Origin of the sequence: Paenibacillus sp. FSL K6-1217 (genome assembly GCF_045040735.1) — a bacterium.
In the GTDB taxonomy this organism is placed as follows: domain Bacteria; phylum Bacillota; class Bacilli; order Paenibacillales; family Paenibacillaceae; genus Paenibacillus_AQ.
In genome coordinates this window covers 2,096,918-2,117,104 of record NZ_CP150271.1, presented here as the reverse complement: position 1 = coordinate 2,117,104, position 20,187 = coordinate 2,096,918, and the positions used below count along the sequence as shown (strand labels likewise).

26 protein-coding genes and 1 tRNA gene are annotated in these 20,187 nt (G+C 52.6%); 22 read left to right on the top strand and 5 right to left on the bottom strand.

Annotated features, from left to right (window positions below; all coding sequences use genetic code 11):
- Positions 1-30: 30 nt before the first annotated feature.
- Positions 31-990: a pectinesterase family protein gene (locus tag MHH28_RS09405; protein WP_405116964.1), complete on the top strand. Its 960-nt coding sequence runs from the start codon at positions 31-33 to the stop codon at positions 988-990.
- An 85-nt stretch (positions 991-1,075) separates the two neighbouring features.
- On the opposite strand, the gene MHH28_RS09400 is transcribed toward MHH28_RS09405, so the two are convergent.
- The 3 genes from MHH28_RS09400 to MHH28_RS09390 form a co-directional block, all read right to left on the bottom strand.
- Complete coding sequence (locus tag MHH28_RS09400) at positions 1,076-1,363, bottom strand: YxcD family protein (RefSeq protein ID WP_036701193.1); 288 nt, start codon at positions 1,361-1,363, stop codon at positions 1,076-1,078.
- The gene (locus MHH28_RS09395) at positions 1,363-1,797 is read right to left on the bottom strand and encodes a hypothetical protein (protein ID WP_405114209.1); all 435 of its coding nucleotides are present in this window, start codon (positions 1,795-1,797) and stop codon (positions 1,363-1,365) included. The genes MHH28_RS09400 and MHH28_RS09395 overlap by 1 nt, the downstream gene beginning before the upstream one ends.
- 237 nt (positions 1,798-2,034) lie before the next feature.
- Positions 2,035-2,613: a beta-class carbonic anhydrase gene (locus tag MHH28_RS09390; protein ID WP_405114207.1), complete on the bottom strand. Its 579-nt coding sequence runs from the start codon at positions 2,611-2,613 to the stop codon at positions 2,035-2,037.
- Positions 2,614-2,845: 232 nt separating this feature from the next.
- Here MHH28_RS09390 and MHH28_RS09385 point away from each other — a divergent pair, with 232 nt between their 5' ends.
- The 10 genes from MHH28_RS09385 to MHH28_RS09340 all read left to right on the top strand — a co-directional run bounded on the left by MHH28_RS09385 (position 2,846) and on the right by MHH28_RS09340 (position 10,372).
- Positions 2,846-4,363: a carboxypeptidase M32 gene (locus tag MHH28_RS09385; RefSeq protein ID WP_405114205.1), complete on the top strand. Its 1,518-nt coding sequence runs from the start codon at positions 2,846-2,848 to the stop codon at positions 4,361-4,363.
- 150 nt (positions 4,364-4,513) lie between these two features.
- Positions 4,514-5,161, top strand: coding sequence for a hemolysin III family protein (locus MHH28_RS09380; protein WP_405114203.1), 648 nt, complete (start codon positions 4,514-4,516; stop codon positions 5,159-5,161).
- A gap of 170 nt (positions 5,162-5,331) precedes the next feature.
- A complete protein-coding gene (locus MHH28_RS09375; RefSeq protein WP_405114201.1) occupies positions 5,332-5,688 on the top strand; it encodes a putative DNA-binding protein in 357 nt (118 codons plus the stop codon).
- Between the two features lie 21 nt (positions 5,689-5,709).
- The gene (ffh, locus tag MHH28_RS09370) at positions 5,710-7,098 is read left to right on the top strand and encodes a signal recognition particle protein (protein ID WP_405114199.1); all 1,389 of its coding nucleotides are present in this window, start codon (positions 5,710-5,712) and stop codon (positions 7,096-7,098) included.
- A gap of 337 nt (positions 7,099-7,435) precedes the next feature.
- Positions 7,436-7,708 carry a 30S ribosomal protein S16 gene (rpsP, locus tag MHH28_RS09365; protein ID WP_036701203.1) on the top strand — a complete coding sequence of 91 codons (273 nt, stop codon included), beginning with the start codon at positions 7,436-7,438 and terminating at the stop codon, positions 7,706-7,708.
- 22 nt (positions 7,709-7,730) lie between these two features.
- The gene (locus MHH28_RS09360) at positions 7,731-7,961 is read left to right on the top strand and encodes a KH domain-containing protein (protein WP_020432321.1); all 231 of its coding nucleotides are present in this window, start codon (positions 7,731-7,733) and stop codon (positions 7,959-7,961) included.
- Positions 7,962-8,065: 104 nt separating this feature from the next.
- A complete protein-coding gene (gene rimM / locus MHH28_RS09355) occupies positions 8,066-8,590 on the top strand; it encodes a ribosome maturation factor RimM (RefSeq protein ID WP_405114196.1) in 525 nt (174 codons plus the stop codon).
- Positions 8,590-9,390: a tRNA (guanosine(37)-N1)-methyltransferase TrmD gene (gene trmD / locus MHH28_RS09350; RefSeq protein WP_405116961.1), complete on the top strand. Its 801-nt coding sequence runs from the start codon at positions 8,590-8,592 to the stop codon at positions 9,388-9,390. Before rimM ends, trmD begins: the two co-directional genes overlap by 1 nt.
- 247 nt (positions 9,391-9,637) lie before the next feature.
- A complete protein-coding gene (locus MHH28_RS09345; protein WP_405114194.1) occupies positions 9,638-9,763 on the top strand; it encodes a hypothetical protein in 126 nt (41 codons plus the stop codon).
- A gap of 535 nt (positions 9,764-10,298) precedes the next feature.
- Positions 10,299-10,372: transfer RNA gene (locus tag MHH28_RS09340), tRNA-Pro, on the top strand.
- 95 nt (positions 10,373-10,467) lie between these two features.
- Here MHH28_RS09340 and MHH28_RS09335 read toward each other — a convergent pair.
- Positions 10,468-10,662, bottom strand: coding sequence for a hypothetical protein (locus MHH28_RS09335; protein ID WP_405114192.1), 195 nt, complete (start codon positions 10,660-10,662; stop codon positions 10,468-10,470).
- Positions 10,663-10,890: 228 nt separating this feature from the next.
- Between MHH28_RS09335 and MHH28_RS09330 the strand changes: the two genes are divergently transcribed.
- Positions 10,891-11,148, top strand: coding sequence for a hypothetical protein (locus MHH28_RS09330; RefSeq protein WP_405114191.1), 258 nt, complete (start codon positions 10,891-10,893; stop codon positions 11,146-11,148).
- A 106-nt stretch (positions 11,149-11,254) separates the two neighbouring features.
- On the opposite strand, the gene MHH28_RS09325 is transcribed toward MHH28_RS09330, so the two are convergent.
- Entirely contained in the window at positions 11,255-12,199 is a 945-nt protein-coding gene (locus MHH28_RS09325) for a hypothetical protein (RefSeq protein WP_405114189.1), read from the bottom strand.
- Positions 12,200-12,445: 246 nt separating this feature from the next.
- On the opposite strand from MHH28_RS09325, the gene MHH28_RS09320 reads away from it, so the two are divergent.
- The 10 genes from MHH28_RS09320 (at position 12,446) to MHH28_RS09275 (ending at position 20,134) form a co-directional block, all read left to right on the top strand.
- Entirely contained in the window at positions 12,446-12,772 is a 327-nt protein-coding gene (locus MHH28_RS09320; protein ID WP_405114187.1) for a hypothetical protein, read from the top strand.
- 154 nt (positions 12,773-12,926) lie between these two features.
- Positions 12,927-13,271 (top strand): 50S ribosomal protein L19, encoded by a 345-nt coding sequence (rplS, locus tag MHH28_RS09315; protein ID WP_036701215.1) that lies wholly within the window; start codon positions 12,927-12,929, stop codon positions 13,269-13,271.
- A gap of 203 nt (positions 13,272-13,474) precedes the next feature.
- Positions 13,475-14,095, top strand: coding sequence for a signal peptidase I (lepB, locus tag MHH28_RS09310; protein ID WP_036701218.1), 621 nt, complete (start codon positions 13,475-13,477; stop codon positions 14,093-14,095).
- Between the two features lie 36 nt (positions 14,096-14,131).
- Entirely contained in the window at positions 14,132-14,995 is an 864-nt protein-coding gene (ylqF, locus tag MHH28_RS09305; RefSeq protein ID WP_405114184.1) for a ribosome biogenesis GTPase YlqF, read from the top strand.
- Positions 14,996-15,362: 367 nt separating this feature from the next.
- Positions 15,363-15,995 carry a ribonuclease HII gene (locus MHH28_RS09300; RefSeq protein WP_405114183.1) on the top strand — a complete coding sequence of 211 codons (633 nt, stop codon included), beginning with the start codon at positions 15,363-15,365 and terminating at the stop codon, positions 15,993-15,995.
- 167 nt (positions 15,996-16,162) lie between these two features.
- The gene (locus tag MHH28_RS09295; protein WP_405114181.1) at positions 16,163-18,358 is read left to right on the top strand and encodes a hypothetical protein; all 2,196 of its coding nucleotides are present in this window, start codon (positions 16,163-16,165) and stop codon (positions 18,356-18,358) included.
- Positions 18,355-18,657, top strand: a complete 303-nt coding sequence (locus tag MHH28_RS09290; protein ID WP_405114179.1) for an EscU/YscU/HrcU family type III secretion system export apparatus switch protein — start codon at positions 18,355-18,357, stop codon at positions 18,655-18,657. Before MHH28_RS09295 ends, MHH28_RS09290 begins: the two co-directional genes overlap by 4 nt.
- Positions 18,654-19,040 carry a YraN family protein gene (locus MHH28_RS09285; protein ID WP_405114177.1) on the top strand — a complete coding sequence of 129 codons (387 nt, stop codon included), beginning with the start codon at positions 18,654-18,656 and terminating at the stop codon, positions 19,038-19,040. The genes MHH28_RS09290 and MHH28_RS09285 overlap by 4 nt, the downstream gene beginning before the upstream one ends.
- Positions 19,041-19,370: 330 nt before the next feature.
- Complete coding sequence (locus MHH28_RS09280; RefSeq protein WP_405114174.1) at positions 19,371-19,589, top strand: hypothetical protein; 219 nt, start codon at positions 19,371-19,373, stop codon at positions 19,587-19,589.
- Positions 19,590-19,624: 35 nt separating this feature from the next.
- A complete protein-coding gene (locus MHH28_RS09275; RefSeq protein ID WP_405114172.1) occupies positions 19,625-20,134 on the top strand; it encodes a phosphoesterase in 510 nt (169 codons plus the stop codon).
- Positions 20,135-20,187: the final 53 nt, after the last annotated feature.

Below are 20,187 nucleotides of genomic sequence, written 5' to 3'. Positions count from 1 at the left end.
GGCTGGAGTCTTAGAGGGGATGGAAAAGGGATGCTTGTAGGCAAGGAGGGCTTTTGCGATTACTCTACCATTCAGGCGGCGGTCGATGCCCTGGAACGGCTGGACCCGGACATAGAGGCCACGCTCTACATTATGCCGGGCGTATACAAGGAAGAGGTGCGGGTCTACCGCTCCCGCCTCACCATAATCGGCATCGGACAAGTGGAGATCACGATGAACCGCTATGCCCGGGAGCGGGATGAGCAGGGGGAAGAGATCGGGACCTTTGCGACTCCGACTCTGTTCCTTGGCGGCCGGAAGCTGGTGCTGGAGAATCTGACTATCTCCAATACAGCGGGGCAAGGCAGTGAGGTAGGGCAGGCAGTGGCGGTGTACGCCCATTGTGATGAGAGCGTATTCCGAAATTGTACCTTCAAGGGCCATCAGGACACGCTGTTCACCGGTCCGCTGCCGCCCGCCCCCAGAGAGCGCCTGCACTTCGGCGGCGTTCCGCTGCGGGAGCATCATGCACAGTACCGCCAGTTGTACCAGCACTGTTATATTGAGGGAACCGTAGACTTTATCTTTGGCGGAGCAACGGCCTATTTCGGGCATTGCACGCTGCACAGCCTGCGGAATAGCGGAGGCCATGCAGGCTATATCACGGCTGCATCCACCCCTGAAGGGCAAGCCTATGGTTACGTGTTTAAGCATTGCTATCTCAGTGCTGAGCCGGGAACGGCACCGGTATTCCTGGGCCGCCCCTGGCGGGAGCATGCCAAGACCGCTTTTGTGGATTGCAGGATGGGCCAGCATATCCATCCCCGGGGCTGGGATAACTGGGGCCAGCCTGCCAATGAGCAGACGGTCAGGTACGAGGAATACACTTCCGAAGGAACTGCGGCAACTCTGCGGAAGCAGCGTGTGCCTTGGGCAGAGCTGCATGGAAGCGGCAGTGCGCGGGTTGGCCGGGACGATGTGCTGGCCGGATTCCATACGCTAGAAGGATAAGTAATCTTGTGAATATGACGCAGTGACAATAAAAGGGATGACCCCGCTATCAGGGTCATCCCTTTATTCAAAAGTATCGCAACGCTTACGTGTTCACAACCGCTGTAATCTCTTCGTCCAGCTCCAGCCGTACATCTTCACGGTAGGCACGGATGCCGTATTCGCTGTGTACGTAGCGAAGAATGGACTCAATCATATTGGACTCCACCAGGTACTGGCTTCTTCCCTGTATCCAGACCTCTGCAGTGTAGCCCGTATCCTCGTCCCAGCTGAGTTCAACCTGGACTTCCTCGACCCGTACGGCCTTGCGTTCCGCCATATGCAGACAGATCGCGTTGATAATCTCGTCCATACTAAGAACGGTAACACCCATTAGTAGCGTCCGTCTCTTTCTTCCAGGCGGCGGCGTTCCTGTCTGCGCTTGAAGAAGTTCATAATCAGCATAACGACGAAGTAGATTGCCAGCATGTTAATCATGAATCCGAGGATATTACCCATAGCGCCCATCCCGGCGAACATTCCGCCGAAGAGGAAGCCGGCGATCCCGCCGATCATCAGGCCTTTCATCAGTCCGCCGCCGCTGAAGAAGCCGCGGTTCGCGTTCGCTGCTGTTCCGTTGGTGTTGCTTTTGGTGCTATCGCTTTTTTTCACATTATCAGTGGTCGATTTCTTCGGAGTTGTCGTAAAGCCCCGGCTTCCGGATTTGAAGCCCCCGCCGCGGCGGGCATCTGCGAAGTCAGGAACAGTGACGGCGAAGAACAGGGTGAAGGCCATAAGGATCATCATTACACGTTTCATTGGTTTCATTGAGTACAAGAACCTCCTAGAAGTATTGGTAACACCCGGTTTACCGGGCTGTTGTCCGGTAATACGCAGAGCGGAGGTTTAAGGTTTCAATTTTTAAAATATAAGATTTTATATGTTTCACACGATAACTTATCTCTTATCCTGCTATTTCTCGCTGAAACGGTACCGTCTATTAGGCGGGCCCGGACATCCGCACACAAAAAATGCGCGGGTCCGGGACCCGCGCAAACAGCAGTATCAGAGAGTTGCCTTAGGCTCCGCGTAACCGTCCGAGACAAGCTCAAGCGCTCCGGTAGCCGGATCGATGATCATGCCGTGAATAGGTACGTTAGGGGGGAGTAAGGGATGGCGCTTAATCAGCTCCACAGTCTGAATTACCCCCTCCTCGACATTGTCAAACCCGCGCAGCCATTTCGTCAGCTTAATTCCCGAATTCTCCAGTGTGCTGAGCACTTCCTCGGACACGCCGCGCTCCTTGATGGAGTTAATCATCCGGTCCGCATTCAAGGAAGCCATGCCGCATTCATAATGCCCGACGACGATAACTTCGTCTGCATCCAGCTCGTATAGCGCAACCATGACGCTGCGCATCACGCTGCCGAAGGGCTGGGAGATGACGGCTCCGGCGTTCTTGATGATTTTGACATCGCCGTTCTTGAAATTCATTGCCTTGGGCAGAAGCTCAACAAGCCGGGTGTCCATGCAGGTAATGATCAGCATTTTTTTATCCGGGAAGCGGCTGGTCAGATAACTCTCGTATGCCTTTTCCTCTACAAAATGCTTGTTGAACTCCATAATGTCTGTAATCTGACTCATGAGCATGCGCCTCCTTAATTGATTAAACTGTAATCCATTGTACTGCGTCTTGCCGCGAACATAAAGTGCTTCCTTTAATTAAAAATCGCAAAAATTAAACGGGTTCTGCTGCTGCTCTTATAAGACGTCGATTATTTCAAATTTAAAGAGCTGCGGTCCGAATTTGATTATAACGATTATAAAAAGTATCATCAAGAGGAGTAGAAAAAAATGACAAGGCAGGTGCTCAGACATGGAACAGCAGGTCCGGGAACAATGGGATAAATTCAGCGAGCTATTATCTAAAATTAAAGGCTATTATGAAGCAATTGGACTTCTGGGCTGGGATCTGCGTACAGGCGCGCCCCGCAAAGGTGTAGAGATCCGTTCCGCCACGCTCGGTATGCTGAGTGCTGAGGCATTCAAACTCCAGGTATCGGAGGAGATCGGGGAGTTCACGGAGTATTTCAGCCGTCCCGAAGTGGCGGAGCAGCTGGATAGCAATCAGAATAAGATTGTGAAGGATACCCGCAAGGAGTACCAGCGCAGCAAGAGCATTCCCTCCAAAACCTTCGAGGAGTACTCTGTTCTTACCGCCCATGCACAGACTATTTGGGAAGAGGCCAAGGATAATAATGATTTTGCCTCCTTCGAGCCTTATCTGAGCAAGATCGTGGCCTTCAAACAGGAGTTCATCGATTATTGGGGCGTGCAAGGCTCGCGTTATGACACCCTGCTGGATATGTACGAACCGGATTTGACCGTGGACAAGGTGGATGCCATTTTCACCTGCCTGCGCAGCCGTCTTGTACCGCTGGCTGAAGCGATCAATGCCTCGCCGAACAAGCCGGATACGGAATTCCTGAGCCAGATCTTCCCCAAAGAGCAGCAGGAGAAGTTCGGTCTCTTCTTACTCGAACAGATGGGCTATGATTTTGAAGCGGGACGTCTGGATGAGAGCGTGCATCCGTTCGCTACAGGCCTGAATCCCGGGGATGTGCGCATTACAACGAACTATCTGCTCGATAATGTGACCAGCTCGATCTTCAGCTCTCTGCATGAAGGCGGACACGCCCTGTATGAGCAGAATTTCGGTGAGGAGCTGATCGGCACACCACTGGCACAAGGCGCATCCATGGGGATTCATGAATCCCAGTCCAGATTATGGGAGAATATGATCGGCCGCAGCCGGGCCTTCTGGCAGCGTTACTATGGCGATCTGCAGCAGCATTTCCCGGAGCAGCTTGCGAACGTGGAGATGGAAGACTTTTACCGGGCAATCAACAGCGTTGGTAATTCCTTCATCCGAATTGAAGCCGATGAGCTGACGTATAACCTGCATATTATTGTACGCTATGAGATCGAGAAGCTGATTTTCAATGAAGGGCTGGAAGTGAAGGACCTGCCTAAGACCTGGAACGCGAAGTATCAGGAGTACTTGGGCATTACACCGCCGACAGATGCGCTTGGCGTGCTTCAGGACGTTCACTGGTCCGGCGGAGACTTTGGCTATTTCGCTTCCTATTCCCTCGGGAACATGTATGCGGCCCAGATGCTGAATACCCTGCGCAAGGAGCTGCCGGAGTTCGAAGAGCTGATTGCTGCCGGTAACCTGCTGCCGATCAAAGAATGGCTTACGGACAAAGTATACCGTTACGGCCAGAGCCTGACCCCTTCGCAGATTATCGAGCAGGTCACAGGCGAACCGCTGAATCCCGATTATCTGGCAGATTATCTGGAAGCGAAGTATACCGAGCTCTACCAGCTATAAGGTTAGAAGAAGCTTTACTGCAATAGCAAATGACGGCTTCTCAAGAGATGGAATGATGCAGCCGCAGCCTGCCTGTAGCGTTAGTAAGCTGGAAGGACTTCGGAGAAACGGCTATAATAGAAGGAAACCGCTAACGGAAGGAATCGTGGCATGGCAAATACTCACACTTACAGCCGCAGGGAAGAAGTCGCCAATGCGGTTACTCACGGGATCGGCGCTCTCTTAAGCATTGCTGCGCTGGTTCTGCTGGTCGTATATGCGGTCCAGAACGGCACGGTCTGGCATGTAGTCAGTTTCTCCATTTACGGCGCTACTATGCTGCTGCTGTATTTTAATTCAACCATGGTGCATAGTCTCAGGGACGGGAAGGCGAAGGATTTCTTTGAATTCCTTGACCATTCTTCAATTTATTTGTTCATTGCCGGAACGTATACACCGTTTATGCTGGTGGCGATCCGCGGACCGCTGGGCTGGACCTTATTCGGCATCGCTTGGGGTGTGGCGGTATTCGGCGTCTTCTTCAAGGCTTTTTTCGTCAAAAAATTCCTGTTCATGTCCACCATCTTCTACATTGCGATGGGCTGGATGATCGTCATTGCCTGGAGCCCTCTGTCCCAGGCTGTCGCCAGCGGCGGGATGACGCTGCTGATGATTGGCGGACTGTTGTACACTCTGGGCACCGTGTTTTATGTCTGGAGGGGCTTCCCGTACCATCATGCGATCTGGCATTTATTCGTGCTTGCCGGTACCGTGCTGCATTTCTTCGTGGTATTGATATACGTTCTTCCTATTCATTAATATAGGAGGAAGGTGTAGAGAATAGGGGCGGATTTCACCGCCGAAATGCAGGTTTCGGGCAAAGATACAGATGACAAGCAAAAAGGCTTGACATCTTTCTTTGTTTTCGGTATCATAAGGGACGTTGTGAAGCTGTAAAGTGTTTTTCCTTGACGAAGGGAGTGCCCTTGATGAGTCAGGAGAATAGGCTCGAGAAAACCAACCGGATCAACCTGTTATTTGCTTTCTATGAACGGCTGCTTACTGACAAGCAACAGACGTTTCTCAAATATTATTTCCATGATGATTTCTCCCTGGGAGAGATCGCTGCGGAATTTCAAATTAGCCGCCAGGCTGTGTATGAGCATATCAAGCGGGCGGAGCAGGTGCTGGAGAATTATGAAGAGAAGCTTGAACTTCTGTCCAAGCATGAAGACCGCACCAAATACTTAGAAGAACTGCGCAGACTGCCTGACAACGGGATGCTGCCGGAGCAATATAAGCAGCAGTTCATGGAACTCATGGACCGGCTGCAGGGGTTAGAGTAGGAAGAAGGGAGCGAGCCGCCTATGGCATTTGAAGGGTTAACCGGAAGATTGCAGAATGTGTTCAGCAAACTGCGCGGCAAAGGGAAGGTATCCGAAGATGACGTAAACGAAGCGATGCGTGAAGTGCGGCTGGCCCTGCTGGAAGCCGATGTTAACTTCAAGGTCGTCAAGGACTTCGTGTCCAAGGTGAAGGAGAAGTCCATTGGCACGGAAGTCATGGACAGCTTCACGCCAGGCATGGTCATCATCGATATTGTTAACAAGGAACTGACCGAGCTGATGGGCGGAAGCCAGGCGAAGCTGGCCAAGTCGAACAAGCCGCCGACGGTCATTATGATGACCGGTCTGCAGGGTGCAGGGAAGACGACCACTTCAGGCAAGCTGGCGAAGCTGCTGCAGAAGGGCAATCATCGCCCGCTGCTCGTAGCGGCTGACATCTATCGTCCTGCGGCGATCAAGCAGCTCCAGGTGCTCGGAGAACAGATCAAGGTTCCGGTCTTCTCGCTGGGTGATCAGACGAGTCCGGTAGAGATTGCCAGACAAGGCGTTCAGCATGCGAAGGATAACAATCTGGATTATGTCCTTATCGATACGGCAGGCCGCCTGCATATTGATGAAGAGCTGATGGAAGAGCTGAAGCAGATCCATAACGTTGTAACTCCGGACGAAGTACTGCTGGTTGTCGATGCCATGACCGGTCAGGATGCCGTAAATGTGGCGGACAGCTTCAACAAGCAGCTGGAGCTTACCGGCGTAGTGCTGACGAAGCTTGACGGCGATACCCGCGGCGGTGCCGCATTATCCGTCAAGGCGGTCACCGGCTGTCCGATCAAGTTCGCCGCTCTCGGCGAGAAGATCGACGCGCTGGAGCCGTTCCATCCCGAGCGGATGGCTTCGAGGATACTCGGCATGGGCGACATGCTGTCGCTGATCGAGAAGGCCCAGGCCAACATCGATACCGAGAAGGCCAAGGAAATGGAACGTAAGATGCGTAATGCGGAGTTTACGTTCGATGATTTCCTGGAGCAGATGGATCAGGTCAAGAAACTTGGACCTATCGATCAGATCCTTGATATGCTGCCCGGTATGAACAAAGCCAAAGGCATGAAGGATCTGAAGGTAGATGATAAGCAGATGGGCCGCGTTGAAGCCATTGTTCATTCCATGACCAAGGCCGAGAAAGCCCAGCCTGAGATCATCAACCACAACCGCCGCAAGCGTATTGCAGCAGGCAGCGGTACTAACGTTGCCGAGGTGAACCGGCTCATCAAGCAATTCGATGAAATGCGCAAGATGATGAAGCAGTTCTCCGGCATGATGGGCGGCGGAGGCAAGGGCGGCAAGAAGAACGCCATGAAGCAGCTCAAGGGCCTTGCCGGTAAAGGCGGAATGAAGTTCCCGTTCCGTTGATCTTAATCTTTAAGATTTACTCATAGATCTGATATAGTATAACATCAGAAGATCGCAGGTCCTTTGACCTTGCTCTGTTGTGCTTAATCTTTAACCTCGTTACCGGGGAACGCCGCCAGTCAAGCGTATCCCGCAGGGAGGAAAAGCGGTCTTTCGCGCCGAACCCATCCCAAGGAACGCCAGTCTGAACGCCTACGCTAGTTGCACTTAGCGGGTGTCCAGAGGGCAGAGCCCTTGGGGCCCTCTCTTGGGGAAGGGAGGGTTTGGGAGGGATGGAAAAAGGGTTTGCCCCAAACGCTTTCCTATATTCCGATATTCTTTTAAGGAGGTGAATTTCGTGGCAGTACGTATTCGTTTGAAAAGAATGGGTGCACATAAAGCGCCTTTCTACCGTGTAGTGGTTTCCGATTCCCGGTCTCCTCGTGACGGTCGTTTTATCGAGGAAATCGGTTATTATAATCCGATTGAAGTACCGGCAGTCGTTAAGATTGACGAAGAGAAGGCTCTTAAATGGCTTCAGACAGGTGCGCAAGCATCTGATACCGTCCGCAACCTGCTTTCCAAAGCTGGCGTGATGAAGAAGTTCCATGAGTCAAAGCTGCAGAAATAATGACTGATTGCGAGGGTCCTCTATGGAAGAATTAGTTGGTGTTATTGCTAAGGCTTTAGTGGATCATCCGGAGGATGTGGCCGTACGGACCGTGGAGAAGGATCACCTGATTGTCTATGAGCTCTCCGTGCATCCTGATGATGTCGGTAAGGTCATCGGCAAGCAGGGGCGGATCGCCAAAGCGCTTCGTACCGTAGTCACATCTGCAGCAGTCAAAAGTGATAAACGCGTTACCGTGGATATTTTATCTTAAGAATGCGTACAAGGAGGGGCTAGGGATAGTATATCCCGGCTCCTTTTTGTTGAAAATATAAGAATTTATAAGCTGTTCGTAATCAATGTGAAGGAGATGAACACATGACACAAGAGTTAACCGTAGGCAGACTGGTGAATACGCACGGCATCCGCGGGGAGATCAAAATTCTGTCGCATACCGATTTTCCGGAAGTACGGTTTGCACCCGGCAAAAAGCTGCTGCTGATTCCCTCAGACGGAAGCCCGAAATTCGAGGTTACGATAGAATCGGCAAAAGAGCACAAAGGGATGTATATTGCCAAGCTTAAGGGGTATACGAATATTAATGAGATCGAGAAATATAAAGGCAGCATGCTTAAGGTGCCAAGTGATGATCTGGTTGAGCTGCCGGAGAACGAGTACTACTTCCACGAGATCGTGGGCTGTGAAGTCTTCACGGATGAAGATGCCAGCCAGCCGCTGGGAACGATTACGGAGATTCTGCAGCCCGGAGCCAATGATGTCTGGGTAGTGAAGCCGGCGAAAGGTCAGGATATCCTGATTCCGGTCATTAACGATGTAGTGCTGGACGTCAATATTGCAGCCAAAAAAATCACCGTACACCTCATGGAAGGGCTACTTCCATGATCCGCATCGATGTGCTGACGCTGTTCCCGGATATGTGTGAGGGCGTCTTCGGCACCAGTATTCTCGGCAAGGCCCGTGAGAAAGGTATCGCTTCGCTGAACACTGTGAACTTCCGCGACTTCTCGGGCAATAAGCATAACAGCGTGGATGATACGCCTTACGGGGGAGGGGGAGGCATGGTGCTGAAACCTGACCCGATCTTCGCAGCCGTGGAGCATGTTCTAGCCCAGAGCAGCGCTGGCGGTGAGCAAGGGGGCACGGACACTGAGGACACAGCGGCGGTGAAGCCGCGCATTATTCTCATGTGCCCCCAGGGCCGGACGTATAACCAGCAGATCGCCGAAGAACTGGCACAGGAGCAGCATCTGATCTTCATCTGCGGCCATTATGAGGGCTATGACGAACGAATCCGTGAGCATCTGGTGACGGACGAGCTGTCGATAGGCGACTATGTGCTGACCGGGGGTGAGCTGCCTGCTCTGACGGTAATAGATTCGGTCGTGCGGCTGCAGCCGGGGGCGCTGGGCAACGAGACTTCTGCGGTCTCCGACTCCTTCAGCACCGGGTTGCTGGAGTACCCGCATTATACCCGCCCGGCAGAGTTCCGGGGCTGGAAGGTACCGGACATGCTGCTCAGCGGACACCATGCCAATATTGAGGTGTGGCGGCGGGAGCAGGCGCTGCAGCGTACCCTCGAACGCAGACCGGATCTGCTGGAGACAGCCGAGCTGACGGTGAAGGACAAGCAGACGCTGAAGCGGCTGCGGGAGCAGACAAGCCTAAAGCACAATGAACTGTAAAATTTGGGCTTAAATAGAGTCATAGCCAGCGTCTTTCTAACGTATATTACGTAGGGAGGCGTTTTTTGCTGTGTACTGAGAACCGGGAACGGGAATTATGAACTAGAACGGATAGACAGAGAAGAAGTTATGCCAGCATAATAAATACGAGCAGATGTGCGTCAATACCCTTTTTCTAGGGTAATGAGTAGAGGTGCCGCAAGTAGACATGCAGCTATAGACGCAGCTAGCTTAACTATCGAAAGGAATGACTGAAGTGACTACGAATACGCATGAAACATTCAAGCCAGCCGTGGACACTGTCCACAAGGAGGCGGAGCCGCTCCGCACGGTTAGCGATATTATTGATTTTTATAAGAATCGTAAATCGTAATCTTATAATCCAAGAAATGAATTAGACCCTGGTAGCAGGTTCAATAGGCTCAGTAATACAGCAAATTCCACAAATAACCGCTGAAGACAGGCGAACCCCAGGTTCGCAGGCTTTGGCGGTTATTTGTGTACAGGGGCGCGAAGAGTGCACGCAACAAAAAAAGACCGTCCGAAGACGGTCTCTCTACCCGAGGCGCTAGTTTGTAACTTTGATCCGTATCCCGCGCCACCAAGGCTCATTATTCAGCCGTTGGTCCGGGTAAGGGATACGTTCAGCATGTCATGCTTGATGTGAACGCACCTCCTTTCCTTGTGCCAAGAGTATAGCACAGCCTTTACGGAAAATCCATGGAATTTTAAAGAAATTCAAAAAAAATCGAACTCTATTAAACCTGCATTTGAAACTACTTCGCCGGTGAGGTATATTTATAGTATAAACAGGTAGTAACCGCTTTCTGGCATATTAAGAAGTTGATGAGCGTATCGTAATTGTAGGTATTCGGTAATTGCAGAGAGACGGCAAGGGATTGAAATGTCGGGGTATAGCGCAGCCTGGTAGCGCGCACCCTTGGGGTGGGTGAGGTCGCAGGTTCAAATCCTGTTACTCCGATCATATCATTTTAACGCAAAAAACACTTCCGTCATCGCGTCCACGCTCTGTAGGAAGTGTTTTTAGTTAGATCATAAGACTCAGGTACGGTTAAGCTAAAACCTGCCCCTGTCTCCATCCCGGCGGGTAAGCATGATGACTCCCGTAACCAGTGAATACAAGGCAACAACCATAAGCAATACAATAGCCCAAGTATAATGGCGCACCGTGTAGGTGAGCGAAGCGAAGATGATAAACCAGGCGATCCGCAGAACTCCTTCATTAATAAAACGTCTGCCTGCTGTACTCATGATTCCTGCCTCCTTATGAATTGTAGAAGATTGGTCACACCGAAAGCGTTTTAATTGGATTTATTACTTTAATAGTACCCCTTTTTACACAAAATTGATACACAATGTTCACAAGTTCTTCATTTCACAGCTATTTTACATATAGACACCTGCTACGTGATGATAGCCGTTACCGGCTTATCCCTCCCCTCATAAGATACAGAAAGACGAATAAGGAGGAAACAGCAGATGGAAGCTTATTATAATTGTCTCCATTGCAAGGATAAACGCGTGCGCATTATGACTACTGACGGTAAACGCCATGAAGGAATTATTGTGGATGTGGATCAGAACAATGTGTATCTGAAAACAAAGGGCAATGGCAAAATGAAAACCTCGGCATTCTATCCGGGCGGAGCGGGAAATTATTATGGCGGCTACTATGGCTACGGCAGCCAGATCCTTACCCTGAGCCTGTTCACGCTTCTAGCCATTGCGCTGATCTGACGACTGTCTGAACAACACAAAAGTGGGCTCCTGGAAGTCAGGGTGGCCCACTTTTTGAATGATTATAGGAAGATCTGGCTAACGCTATATGCTCCAAACACTGAGACTACTGGTTAACGGATATGGCTCCGATCTGCGTGGTTAACGACATCAGCGGACCGCCGCCGTTATAATCCTTCGATTTCCCGTTGTCTGCGCCAGAGATGTGGCCGAGTTCACTGCGGGCTTTGACCGTACATTCGGTGGATGCTGACAGATCGGCAGAGATTCTTCCGATATCGCTCTTGGCTTTAAGGCTGCTGCCCTGGTTCATACCGGACACTCCAAGCTCAATACTACCCGTATTCGACTCTACGCTGGACTTGCCTGTGAAGACGGCGTCTTGCAGGATAATGCTGCCGACATTGCTGTTGATCTCAAAAGTCCCCTCAAGACCGCGCAGCTGAACGGTGCCTACATTATTATCAATCTTAAATCTGTCAACGGTATCCGGAATCCCGATTACATAATTAATACTGAAGTTGGAATCGCCATACTCATGCTGCGCCCATTCCCAGAGATCCCTCTTCGAATTGCCTTCACCGTGAGTGGAGACGATGAGCGAGTCTCCTGTATGTTCAATAGAGACTTCTGCATGATCCAGCACACCGGATACCAGCTTGTGGCCCGTCTGCTCATGGACAATGACAGTGGCCTGGACGGTGATCTCGTCACCTGAAGCGGGCGCTACTGTAACTTCTCCCACCGCGTTATCCAGCTTAAGCACGGAAGCCGAAGCAATAGGCAGGGAGGTGGAGAATTCGCGGCTGATTCCGGTAGTGTTCATCTGCTCCTCAAGCATGCCCGCTGTGTCCTTGATGGCGTCACCTACAGAAGCGCTGGCATCGCTGAGATTCTGCTTCACGGCTTCTGCCGCATCCTGCGTGAAGCTGCTGGTCTTCTCCAGCAGGCTATCCGCCGCTTCCTTGCCGGGAAGCTCCCGGCAGCCGGCCAGTGCAATAGAGAATACGGCCATTGCTGCGATAATTGCTGTACTGTGATGTTTCTTCATTATATATGTCCTCCTAAAGGTTTGATTATTATTTGCTTATGTATACTGGTTATTATATATTATGGGAAAACACCGGATAACAGGCTGGCGGCGGGTTGTTCTACTGGACTATAGTCCAGTAAGCTTCCGGCTACATTTCAACCCGGCACTATGGTACACTAGCGGTAGAATAAAGACCGGAAGATTGAACTGTGACAACTGGAGGGCCGGCACGGAAGCAGACCGGAAGACGGTCTGTTTACTATTTTGACTGAAGAAGTCAGAGGGGCGGAGGAGCAAATGCAATATGCAGCATTCTTGATTGTTTTGTTGGTGGGTGCAGTTGTCTATACCGTGTACCGCAGCCGGATGAGCCAGGAACAGTCTGAAGCGCCGAAGCAGGGCAAGGCCAGCAATGTGATCTCTATGGAAGGGCACCGCAAGGCCAAGCAGAATGCTGCGGATCAGCTGTGCTCATCGTGCAAGAAGAAGAACGGCAAGCTGATCTTTTATGCCCAGGATGACGGAAGTGTGGTTGGTCTTTGCAAGGATTGCAAGGTGAAGGCGAAGAAACGGGATATGCTGCCGCTATGATTCTATAAACTAAATATAACTATTGCACAAGCCTGTCTTTTGTGATATTATTACATCTGTTGTGTGGAATACGGTGGTCCTCTGCGGATAATGAGGGAGAGCAATGGCTCTCCGGAAGATGCAAGAACACCTGTACGGAAGGAGGAAGTCCTTAATGAATATCCTACAAGCAATTACACAAGAGCAACTTCGTAAAGATATCCCGAGTTTTCGCCCGGGTGACACTTTGAAGGTGCATGTAAAAGTTATCGAAGGAACTCGTGAGCGTATCCAGCTGTTCGAAGGCGTTGTAATCAAACGTCGCGGCGGCGGTATCGGTGAGACTTTTACGGTTCGTAAAATCTCTTATGGTGTTGGTGTGGAAAGAACATTCCCAGTCAACTCCCCTAAACTCGAGAAAATCGAAGTGGCTCGCCGTGGTAAAGTACGTCGTGCGAAGCTGTACTATCTTCGTGACCTGCGCGGTAAAGCTGCAAGAATTAAAGAAATTCGTCGCTAGAATGCGAACAAACGAGGGGGCTTGTTATCAAGCCCCTTTCGTTATTTCTTGCAATTATGAGAATTTGGGTTTATACACCTATGTGCCTTAGGAACAGCTTCTCCGAAAAGGCCTCCTGAAGGAGTAATCGCGGGGGAGTTTTTGGCAGGAGCTTTTTTGTATTGTATAGTGGAGATAACTATTGATGGAGAGGACGGTGAACTATGCAGCAGGATTTGCAGCAAGGGCAAGGCGAAGTGATTGATTCTAACGGCCAGAGCCCCCGGAAGCCAAAGAATGAAGTCCTGGAATGGATTAAAGCGATAGCGATTGCATTGGTTCTGGTTATTCTAATACGCTGGCTTTTGTTCAAACCGTTTATCGTAGACGGCCCTTCCATGAAGCCTAACTTCCATACCGGCGAACGTGTGATTGTGAACGAAATTCTCTATGATATCCGCAAGCCGGAGCGCGGGGAAGTCATTGTGTTCCATGTACCGTCTGAGGGCCGGGACTTCATTAAGCGTGTCATTGGTGTGGCAGGCGACACAGTTACGGTTGAAGGGGATGTCGTTACGGTTAACGGAGAGCCTGTGAACGAAACGTATATCCAGGGTGCGATCGACGATGCGCATAATAACAACATTTTATACAACAATAAGAACTTCCCGAATGAGCAGTTTACAGACAATAAGGTGCCGGAAGGCCATGTGTTCGTCATGGGGGATAACCGCTCAGACAGTACGGACAGCCGGATGATCGGTTATGTGCCGCTGGGGGATATTGTCGGCCGTGCGGATCTTATTTTCTGGCCGGTGAAGAATATCTCATTAATAAATCATTAATTATGAAGCTGACAGAAGTCAAAGGAGGTGACGGCATTGGCCATTCAATGGTTTCCTGGTCATATGACGAAGGCTAGGCGGCAAATCGAGGATAAGCTGAAGCTGATTGATGTTGCAATAGAACTGCTTGACTCCCGTCTGCCGCTTTCCAGCCGCAATCCGATGATTGACGATATTTTGCGGGACAAGCCAAGGCTGATTATTCTGAATAAAGCGGATCTGGCCGATCCGGAAGCTACGCGCAAGTGGCTGGCTTACTTCAAGGAGCAGGGTCATGTTGCCTATCCTGTAGATGCTTCTACCGGCACCGGGATTAAAGAAATTCCCGAGCAGGTGAAGCTGCTGCTGAAGGACAAGATCGACCGGCAAATTGCCAGGGGCATTAACCCGCGCGCGATGCGGGCATTGATCGTGGGCATTCCCAACGTAGGCAAATCGACTCTCATTAACCGGATGGCAGGAAGAAGTATTGCGCTCACCGGTGACCGCCCGGGGGTAACCAAGGGCCAGCAGTGGATCAAGACCGGAGGGAATCTGGAGCTTCTGGATACGCCGGGGATTCTCTGGCCGAAGTTCGAGGACCAGACGGTAGGCTATAAGCTGGCAGTAACCGGGGCCATCAAGGAAGAAATCCTCAACATTGAGGATGTTGCTTACTATGCGGTGAAATATCTGGTGAAGGATTACGGAAGCCGGTTCCGGGAGCGCTTCGGTATCGATAAGCTGCCGGAGGATCTGGAGAACCCGGACGAAATCGTAGCCGTTATGGAAGCGGTCGGACGTAAGCGCGGTTGTCTGATGAGCGGCGGCCGTGTAGATCTGGAGAAGGCTTCACGCGCGCTGCTGCATGAGCTTCGTGACGGCAAGCTTGGGCGCTTCACGCTGGAGACACCTGAATAGTAGAATGATGTGTGGAATGGAAGAGCCATCCGTGTATGTGGGGTGGCTCTTTTTTTTGCGTGGATGTGTGGGGAGTAGGGGACACAGTGAGGTGGGCTGCTATGCAGCAAAGTTGCATGAAATGCAGTAATGTTCCCGGTTAGGCGACTTAGAGCAAGAGAAATGCTGCTGTTCCTACAACTTTTTTGGATTTGCGCAGTATTAATGAAGGGATTGTTGTATTGGGTGCAGAATTTTAAGTTTGTAGATTGGGATTAGATGGAAATCGCGGGAGCCGCAGCACTTTTCGGGTTCGGGATTTATCATATATTCGCAGGTTGACTATGGATGCAGCTAACTTTATTTTTAATGGGCAGGTGGAGAGACGATGAGTGAGATAGATATGCTTGGATATGAAAAAGAAGGCTGGGAGCAATCCTTCCGTCACATCGCGGGTGTGGATGAAGTGGGCCGGGGCTGCTTGTTCGGAGATGTGGTGGCTGCAGCGGTTATTTTGCCGGCGGGGCTGATTATTGAGGGGGTGGATGATTCCAAGAAGCTGACGGCCAAAAAGCGGGATGCCCTGTACGAGACGATCATGGAGCAGGCGCTGGCTGTAAGCTTAGGACATGTGGAACCGGCGGTAATCGATGAAATTAATATTAAGCAGGCTTCGCGTCTGGCGATGCGCCTGGCGGTAGAAGGGCTAAGCCAGCAGCCGGATTATATGCTGATAGATGCGGAGAAGGTGGACCTGCCCTTGCCGCAGCGCGCCATCATCAAAGGAGATGCCAACAGCCAGTCGATTGCTGCTGCCTCCATTATAGCCAAGGTGACGCGTGACCGGCTCTGTGAAGGCTTGTGGGAGGAATTATACCCGGACTATGGGATCAAAGTACATAAAGGCTATGCTACCAAGCTGCACCGTGAACAGATCAAGGCACTGGGCGTAACTCCGATGCACCGCCGCAGCTTCATCGGCAATATTCTTGCGGAGCAGGAACAGCTGTCTTTATTCTAAAAATATAAGAATGTATAGTTTCACGTCTACATTATCCTTCTATTTCTCGCTGAAACGGTGCCGTCCTCTAAAAGGATGGCATAGCAGTTTCCACTTGGCGTGTCATGCAGATAATCACAAATGAAGGCGAGATACCGATATAAATAGAAAGAAGGGAGGCGGACAACATGAATATCGGATCACTGGTTCGCGGTTTGCTTGGCGACAGCAAGGCGGGAGAGGCCAAATCTGTAGAGCTTAAGGAAGGTCAGGTTGTTCGCGGCGTTGTGCTAAGTGTATCAGATTCCGGAAAAGAAGCTGTGGTGCAGATTCAGGGAACACCGGTGCGTGCTGAGCTGGAAACGCCGCTGGCAGCCGGTCAGACACTGAACCTGCAGGTGGGTGCGCAGGGAGAAGGCGGCCTCCCGGTGCTTAAGCCGGTCTCTCTTGGAGAGGCAGCAATGGTCTCACCGCAGAGCATGGGCGAGGCGATTGAATCGCTTGGGCTTGCCAATTCCAAGGCGGGACGGGAGATTGTTCAGGCTATGCAGGCTGGAGGGCTTGCCTTCACCAAAGAGACTGCAGCGAAGCTGGACGCAGTAATGAGCGCCAAACCTCCGGGTGTCCCCGCTTCTGAGTGGCTGGAGGCGGCTGTAATCTCGGTGAAGCGAGGCTTGCCGGTAACGGCGGAGACAGTCAAGGGCTTGCAGCAGGCCGTATTCGGACCGAAGCTGCATGAGCTGCTGGCGAAGCTGGAGACGGAGCTGAACGTGTGGGTGAAGCAAGGTGTGGACGGTGACGGATCAGGTGAAGCTGCGGGAATGGGCAGACCTGTGGCAGGGGGACTGACGGGCGGAGCGAATGCTTCTCCAGCCGGAGCTGTCCCGGGAGGAGCCGCCGGGGCGAATGCTCAGACAGCACAAACGGGTAATGCGGGAGCTTCACAGGCTTCCGGTGCTAATGGACAAGCTGCACTAGTACCACCGGGAGATGCGGAACCGGCAGGAAGCGGGAATGCGGCTGGAGTGCGAGATGGTGTGGGGAACGTGCCTGGAGCGCGAGACGGTGCGGGGAACGTGACTGGAGCGCGAGACGGTGCAGGAAGCGTGGCTGGAGCGCGAGACGGTGCGGGAAGCGTGGCTGGAGCGCGAGATGGCACGGGAAGCGTGGCTGGAGCGCGAGACGGTGCGGTGAACGTGGCTGGAGCGCGAGACGGTGCGGTGAACTTGGCTGGAGTGCGAGATGGTGCGGGGAATGCGGCTGGAGCGCGAGACGGTGCGGGGAACGTGGCTGGAGCGCGAGACGGTGCGGGAATGGCAGCGGGAGTGCGAGACGGTGCGGGGAACGCGGCTGGAGCGCGAGACGGTGCGGGAAGCGTGGCTGGAGCGCGAGACGGTGCGGTGAACGTAGCGGGAGCGCGTGAAGGAGCGGGAATGGCAGCGGGAGTGCGAGACGGCGCGGGAAGCGTAGCGGGAGCGCGTGAAGGCGCGGGGGACGTGGCTGGAGTGCGAGACGGTGCGGGAAGCGTAGCGGGAGCGCGTGAAGGCGCGGGCATTGTTGCGCAGGCGCAGAGCGCTGCGGCCCCGGCCCTGCTCGCGAAGCTGCAGGGCGTGCTCTCCGAGCTGCGCGGCAGTCTGCCGCAGCTTGCCGAAGCGCCGCCCGCCTCCGGCGCAGCGGGCGGCAGTGCAGCCCCTGCGGCGGCGCAGCCGCAGGGGGACACCGCCGCCACCCAGGGTATAGCCCCCTGGGTGGGGCGGATCTTGAAGCTGCTCGGTGCGGAGCACGAGCAGCAGATCCTGCGCGGCGGAGCGGGGGCCGCGCAGGCGGCGTCCGGCGGCACAGAAGATGCCGCCGGTACGCTCAAGGGTGTGCTGCTGCAGGTGCTCGGCAGCAGCGAGGCTCCGCCCGCGGTGAAGGAAGCCGCGGGCCAGCTGGTGCAGCAGCTGACAGGCCAGCAGCTGCTGCTGAATACAGACCGCACCGCGCCGTTCGCGCAGGTGACGATGTTCCTGCCGCTGCAGGGTCCGGACGGCCGGGAGACGGCCTCCGTCCACATCCAGTCGCGGCGCGGCCGTAAAGGAGAGCTCGACGCGGCGAATTGCCGCTTGTGGTTTGATCTGGACATGAAGCAGCTCGGCCAGACGCTGGTGGATGTGCAGGTGGTGGACCGGATTGTCAGCCTGAAGCTGCATAACAACGAGCCTTGGGTGCTGGAGCTGCTGGAAGGACGCCGTGAGGAGATGAAGGCGGCGGTCGAAGCCATCGGCTATCAGCTGTCCAGCCTGCGCACGGAGGCGCTGCCGGAACGGAGCGAGGCCGCTGCTGCGGTGAAGCCGTCCGATTATGCCCCACATGAGTACAAAGGAGTAGATTACCGCATATGAGTGAGTCTGAGCAGAAGGTTCCGCAGAACCTCAAGAAGGCGGTGGCCCTCAAATATATTCCCGGCCAGAGCGAAGCGCCGGTGGTTGTCGCGAAGGGACAAGGCCCGGTAGCGGACATCATCCTGCAAAAAGCAAAGGAAAACGGAGTGGCGGTGCAGGAGGATGCGGCGCTGGTAGAAGTGCTGTCAAAGCTGGACCTGGACCAGCAGATTCCGCCTCAGCTCTATCAGCTGGTGGCGGAGATTCTTAGCTATGTCTACCAGAGCGACCGTTCAGCCGGGGAACGGAGACAGAAGTGAGTCATAGCAGGGATGGCGGGAATTATACCCGTCAGGAGAAAGGTGCCGCTGCCGAGCAGGCAGCCCGCATGTATCTGACTTCACAGGGATACCTCATTCGGGACTATAACTGGCGCTGCCGCAGCGGAGAGCTGGATATTATCGCGGAGTATGAAGGCGCTCTGGTCTTCATTGAGGTGCGCAGCCGGAGCGGATCGGCCATGCAGGGCACGGCGGAAGAGTCGGTTGATGCGCGCAAAATCCGTCAGGTGAGAGAGACAGCCCGGGTCTACCTGCATATGCAGGGACTTCAGCCCGCAGCAGTCTCCTTCGATGTGATTGCGGTGCAGCTTCAGCCGGATTTAAGCATTGCCTCTCTGCGGCATATCCGGGAAGCGTTTTAGCTGTCCCGGCCCGTAGAAATCGGGTGGAATTTTATAATAATCCTTGACATATGCCGGACTTCATGGGTCATTTCTCAAAAGAAGTGGGTAAACATTAGTGTAACTTTTAATGCCACCATGAGGAGGGCTGCCGGAATGAGGAATCAACCAATGAATATACAGGTAAGCTTTACTTGCCAAAATTGTGAGCATAATATAATCGCGGAACTTGGCGCAGAGCCCTTATCAGTTGTATGCTGCAGTAATTGTAATAAGACATTTACCGTTATGCGGCCTGCAATAGCGGAAGAGATATTGATTGACTGGGAGAATGAAGCGTTATTCCACAAGATGCGTGCTGAGAAAACCCAAGACAGCAACAGCAGCCTCTTGTCACTGGTCATCAATGTGATCGAGCTGCTGACTTGGCGGGACAAGGGCAATGGACAAGTGGAGGCCATTAAGGAAATGCGCAAATGGCTGATCGAGCATGAGGAATCGCCGCCGGTGGCAGAATTAATACAAATGGATGTCAACCGGCGCGGAGCCAAGCGGAAGTGGAATGAATGAGCAATGAAGCACATTAGCGAAAGCGGGGAGCGAACGTGTCCAACGTATTTTTCACCTCAGATCATCATTTTGGCCACAAGCTGATTATTGATTTTGAATCGCGGCCTTTTGGCGGTGCAGAAGAGATGGACAAGGTGATGATAGCGAACTGGAATGCTGTGGTTGGCAAGGAGGATACGGTATTTCATCTTGGGGACTTTTCCTTCAGGAATCAGGAGGATACCCGGAAAATTGTGGCTGCCCTGAACGGGTACAAGATACTGATTCTTGGCAATCATGACCGTGGACGCGGACGGGGCTGGTGGCTCGAAGCCGGGTTTGATGAGGTCAGTGAGTATCCGATGATATACAAGGAGTTTTTTCTGCTCTCGCATGAGCCTATGTATATGAACAAGCATATGCCTTACGTAAATGTGCATGGACATATTCATGGACAGAAATATGAAGGCAATCATCATTTTAATATTTGCGTCGAACACTGGAATTACACTCCGCTGTCCTTTGAGCAAATAAGGGATGCCGTTGTAGCCAGTGAAGAAGGCTGAACAAGATGATCCTTTGGTCATAGATGCGCAATTATGCAAGACGAAATAAAGAT

Excerpts from the sequence above, each read along its gene's own strand:
- MHH28_RS09360 (WP_020432321.1), top strand. The coding sequence starts at position 7,731 with ATGGAAGAATTAGTTGGTGTTATTGCTAAGGCTTTAGTGGATCATCCG.
- MHH28_RS09405 (WP_405116964.1), top strand. The coding sequence starts at position 31 with ATGCTTGTAGGCAAGGAGGGCTTTTGCGATTACTCTACCATTCAGGCG.
- rimM (WP_405114196.1), top strand. The coding sequence starts at position 8,066 with ATGACACAAGAGTTAACCGTAGGCAGACTGGTGAATACGCACGGCATC.
- MHH28_RS09390 (WP_405114207.1), bottom strand. The coding sequence starts at position 2,613 with ATGAGTCAGATTACAGACATTATGGAGTTCAACAAGCATTTTGTAGAG.
- MHH28_RS09290 (WP_405114179.1), top strand. The coding sequence starts at position 18,355 with ATGAGTGAGTCTGAGCAGAAGGTTCCGCAGAACCTCAAGAAGGCGGTG.
- MHH28_RS09380 (WP_405114203.1), top strand. The coding sequence starts at position 4,514 with ATGGCAAATACTCACACTTACAGCCGCAGGGAAGAAGTCGCCAATGCG.
- rplS (WP_036701215.1), top strand. The coding sequence starts at position 12,927 with ATGAATATCCTACAAGCAATTACACAAGAGCAACTTCGTAAAGATATC.
- MHH28_RS09280 (WP_405114174.1), top strand. The coding sequence starts at position 19,371 with ATGCGTGCTGAGAAAACCCAAGACAGCAACAGCAGCCTCTTGTCACTG.
- lepB (WP_036701218.1), top strand. The coding sequence starts at position 13,475 with ATGCAGCAGGATTTGCAGCAAGGGCAAGGCGAAGTGATTGATTCTAAC.
- MHH28_RS09300 (WP_405114183.1), top strand. The coding sequence starts at position 15,363 with ATGAGTGAGATAGATATGCTTGGATATGAAAAAGAAGGCTGGGAGCAA.
- MHH28_RS09325 (WP_405114189.1), bottom strand. The coding sequence starts at position 12,199 with ATGAAGAAACATCACAGTACAGCAATTATCGCAGCAATGGCCGTATTC.
- MHH28_RS09335 (WP_405114192.1), bottom strand. The coding sequence starts at position 10,662 with ATGAGTACAGCAGGCAGACGTTTTATTAATGAAGGAGTTCTGCGGATC.
- MHH28_RS09400 (WP_036701193.1), bottom strand. The coding sequence starts at position 1,363 with ATGGGTGTTACCGTTCTTAGTATGGACGAGATTATCAACGCGATCTGT.
- MHH28_RS09295 (WP_405114181.1), top strand. The coding sequence starts at position 16,163 with ATGAATATCGGATCACTGGTTCGCGGTTTGCTTGGCGACAGCAAGGCG.
- MHH28_RS09330 (WP_405114191.1), top strand. The coding sequence starts at position 10,891 with ATGGAAGCTTATTATAATTGTCTCCATTGCAAGGATAAACGCGTGCGC.
- MHH28_RS09375 (WP_405114201.1), top strand. The coding sequence starts at position 5,332 with ATGAGTCAGGAGAATAGGCTCGAGAAAACCAACCGGATCAACCTGTTA.
- ffh (WP_405114199.1), top strand. The coding sequence starts at position 5,710 with ATGGCATTTGAAGGGTTAACCGGAAGATTGCAGAATGTGTTCAGCAAA.
- MHH28_RS09395 (WP_405114209.1), bottom strand. The coding sequence starts at position 1,797 with ATGAAACCAATGAAACGTGTAATGATGATCCTTATGGCCTTCACCCTG.
- MHH28_RS09385 (WP_405114205.1), top strand. The coding sequence starts at position 2,846 with ATGGAACAGCAGGTCCGGGAACAATGGGATAAATTCAGCGAGCTATTA.
- MHH28_RS09345 (WP_405114194.1), top strand. The coding sequence starts at position 9,638 with ATGACTGAAGTGACTACGAATACGCATGAAACATTCAAGCCAGCCGTG.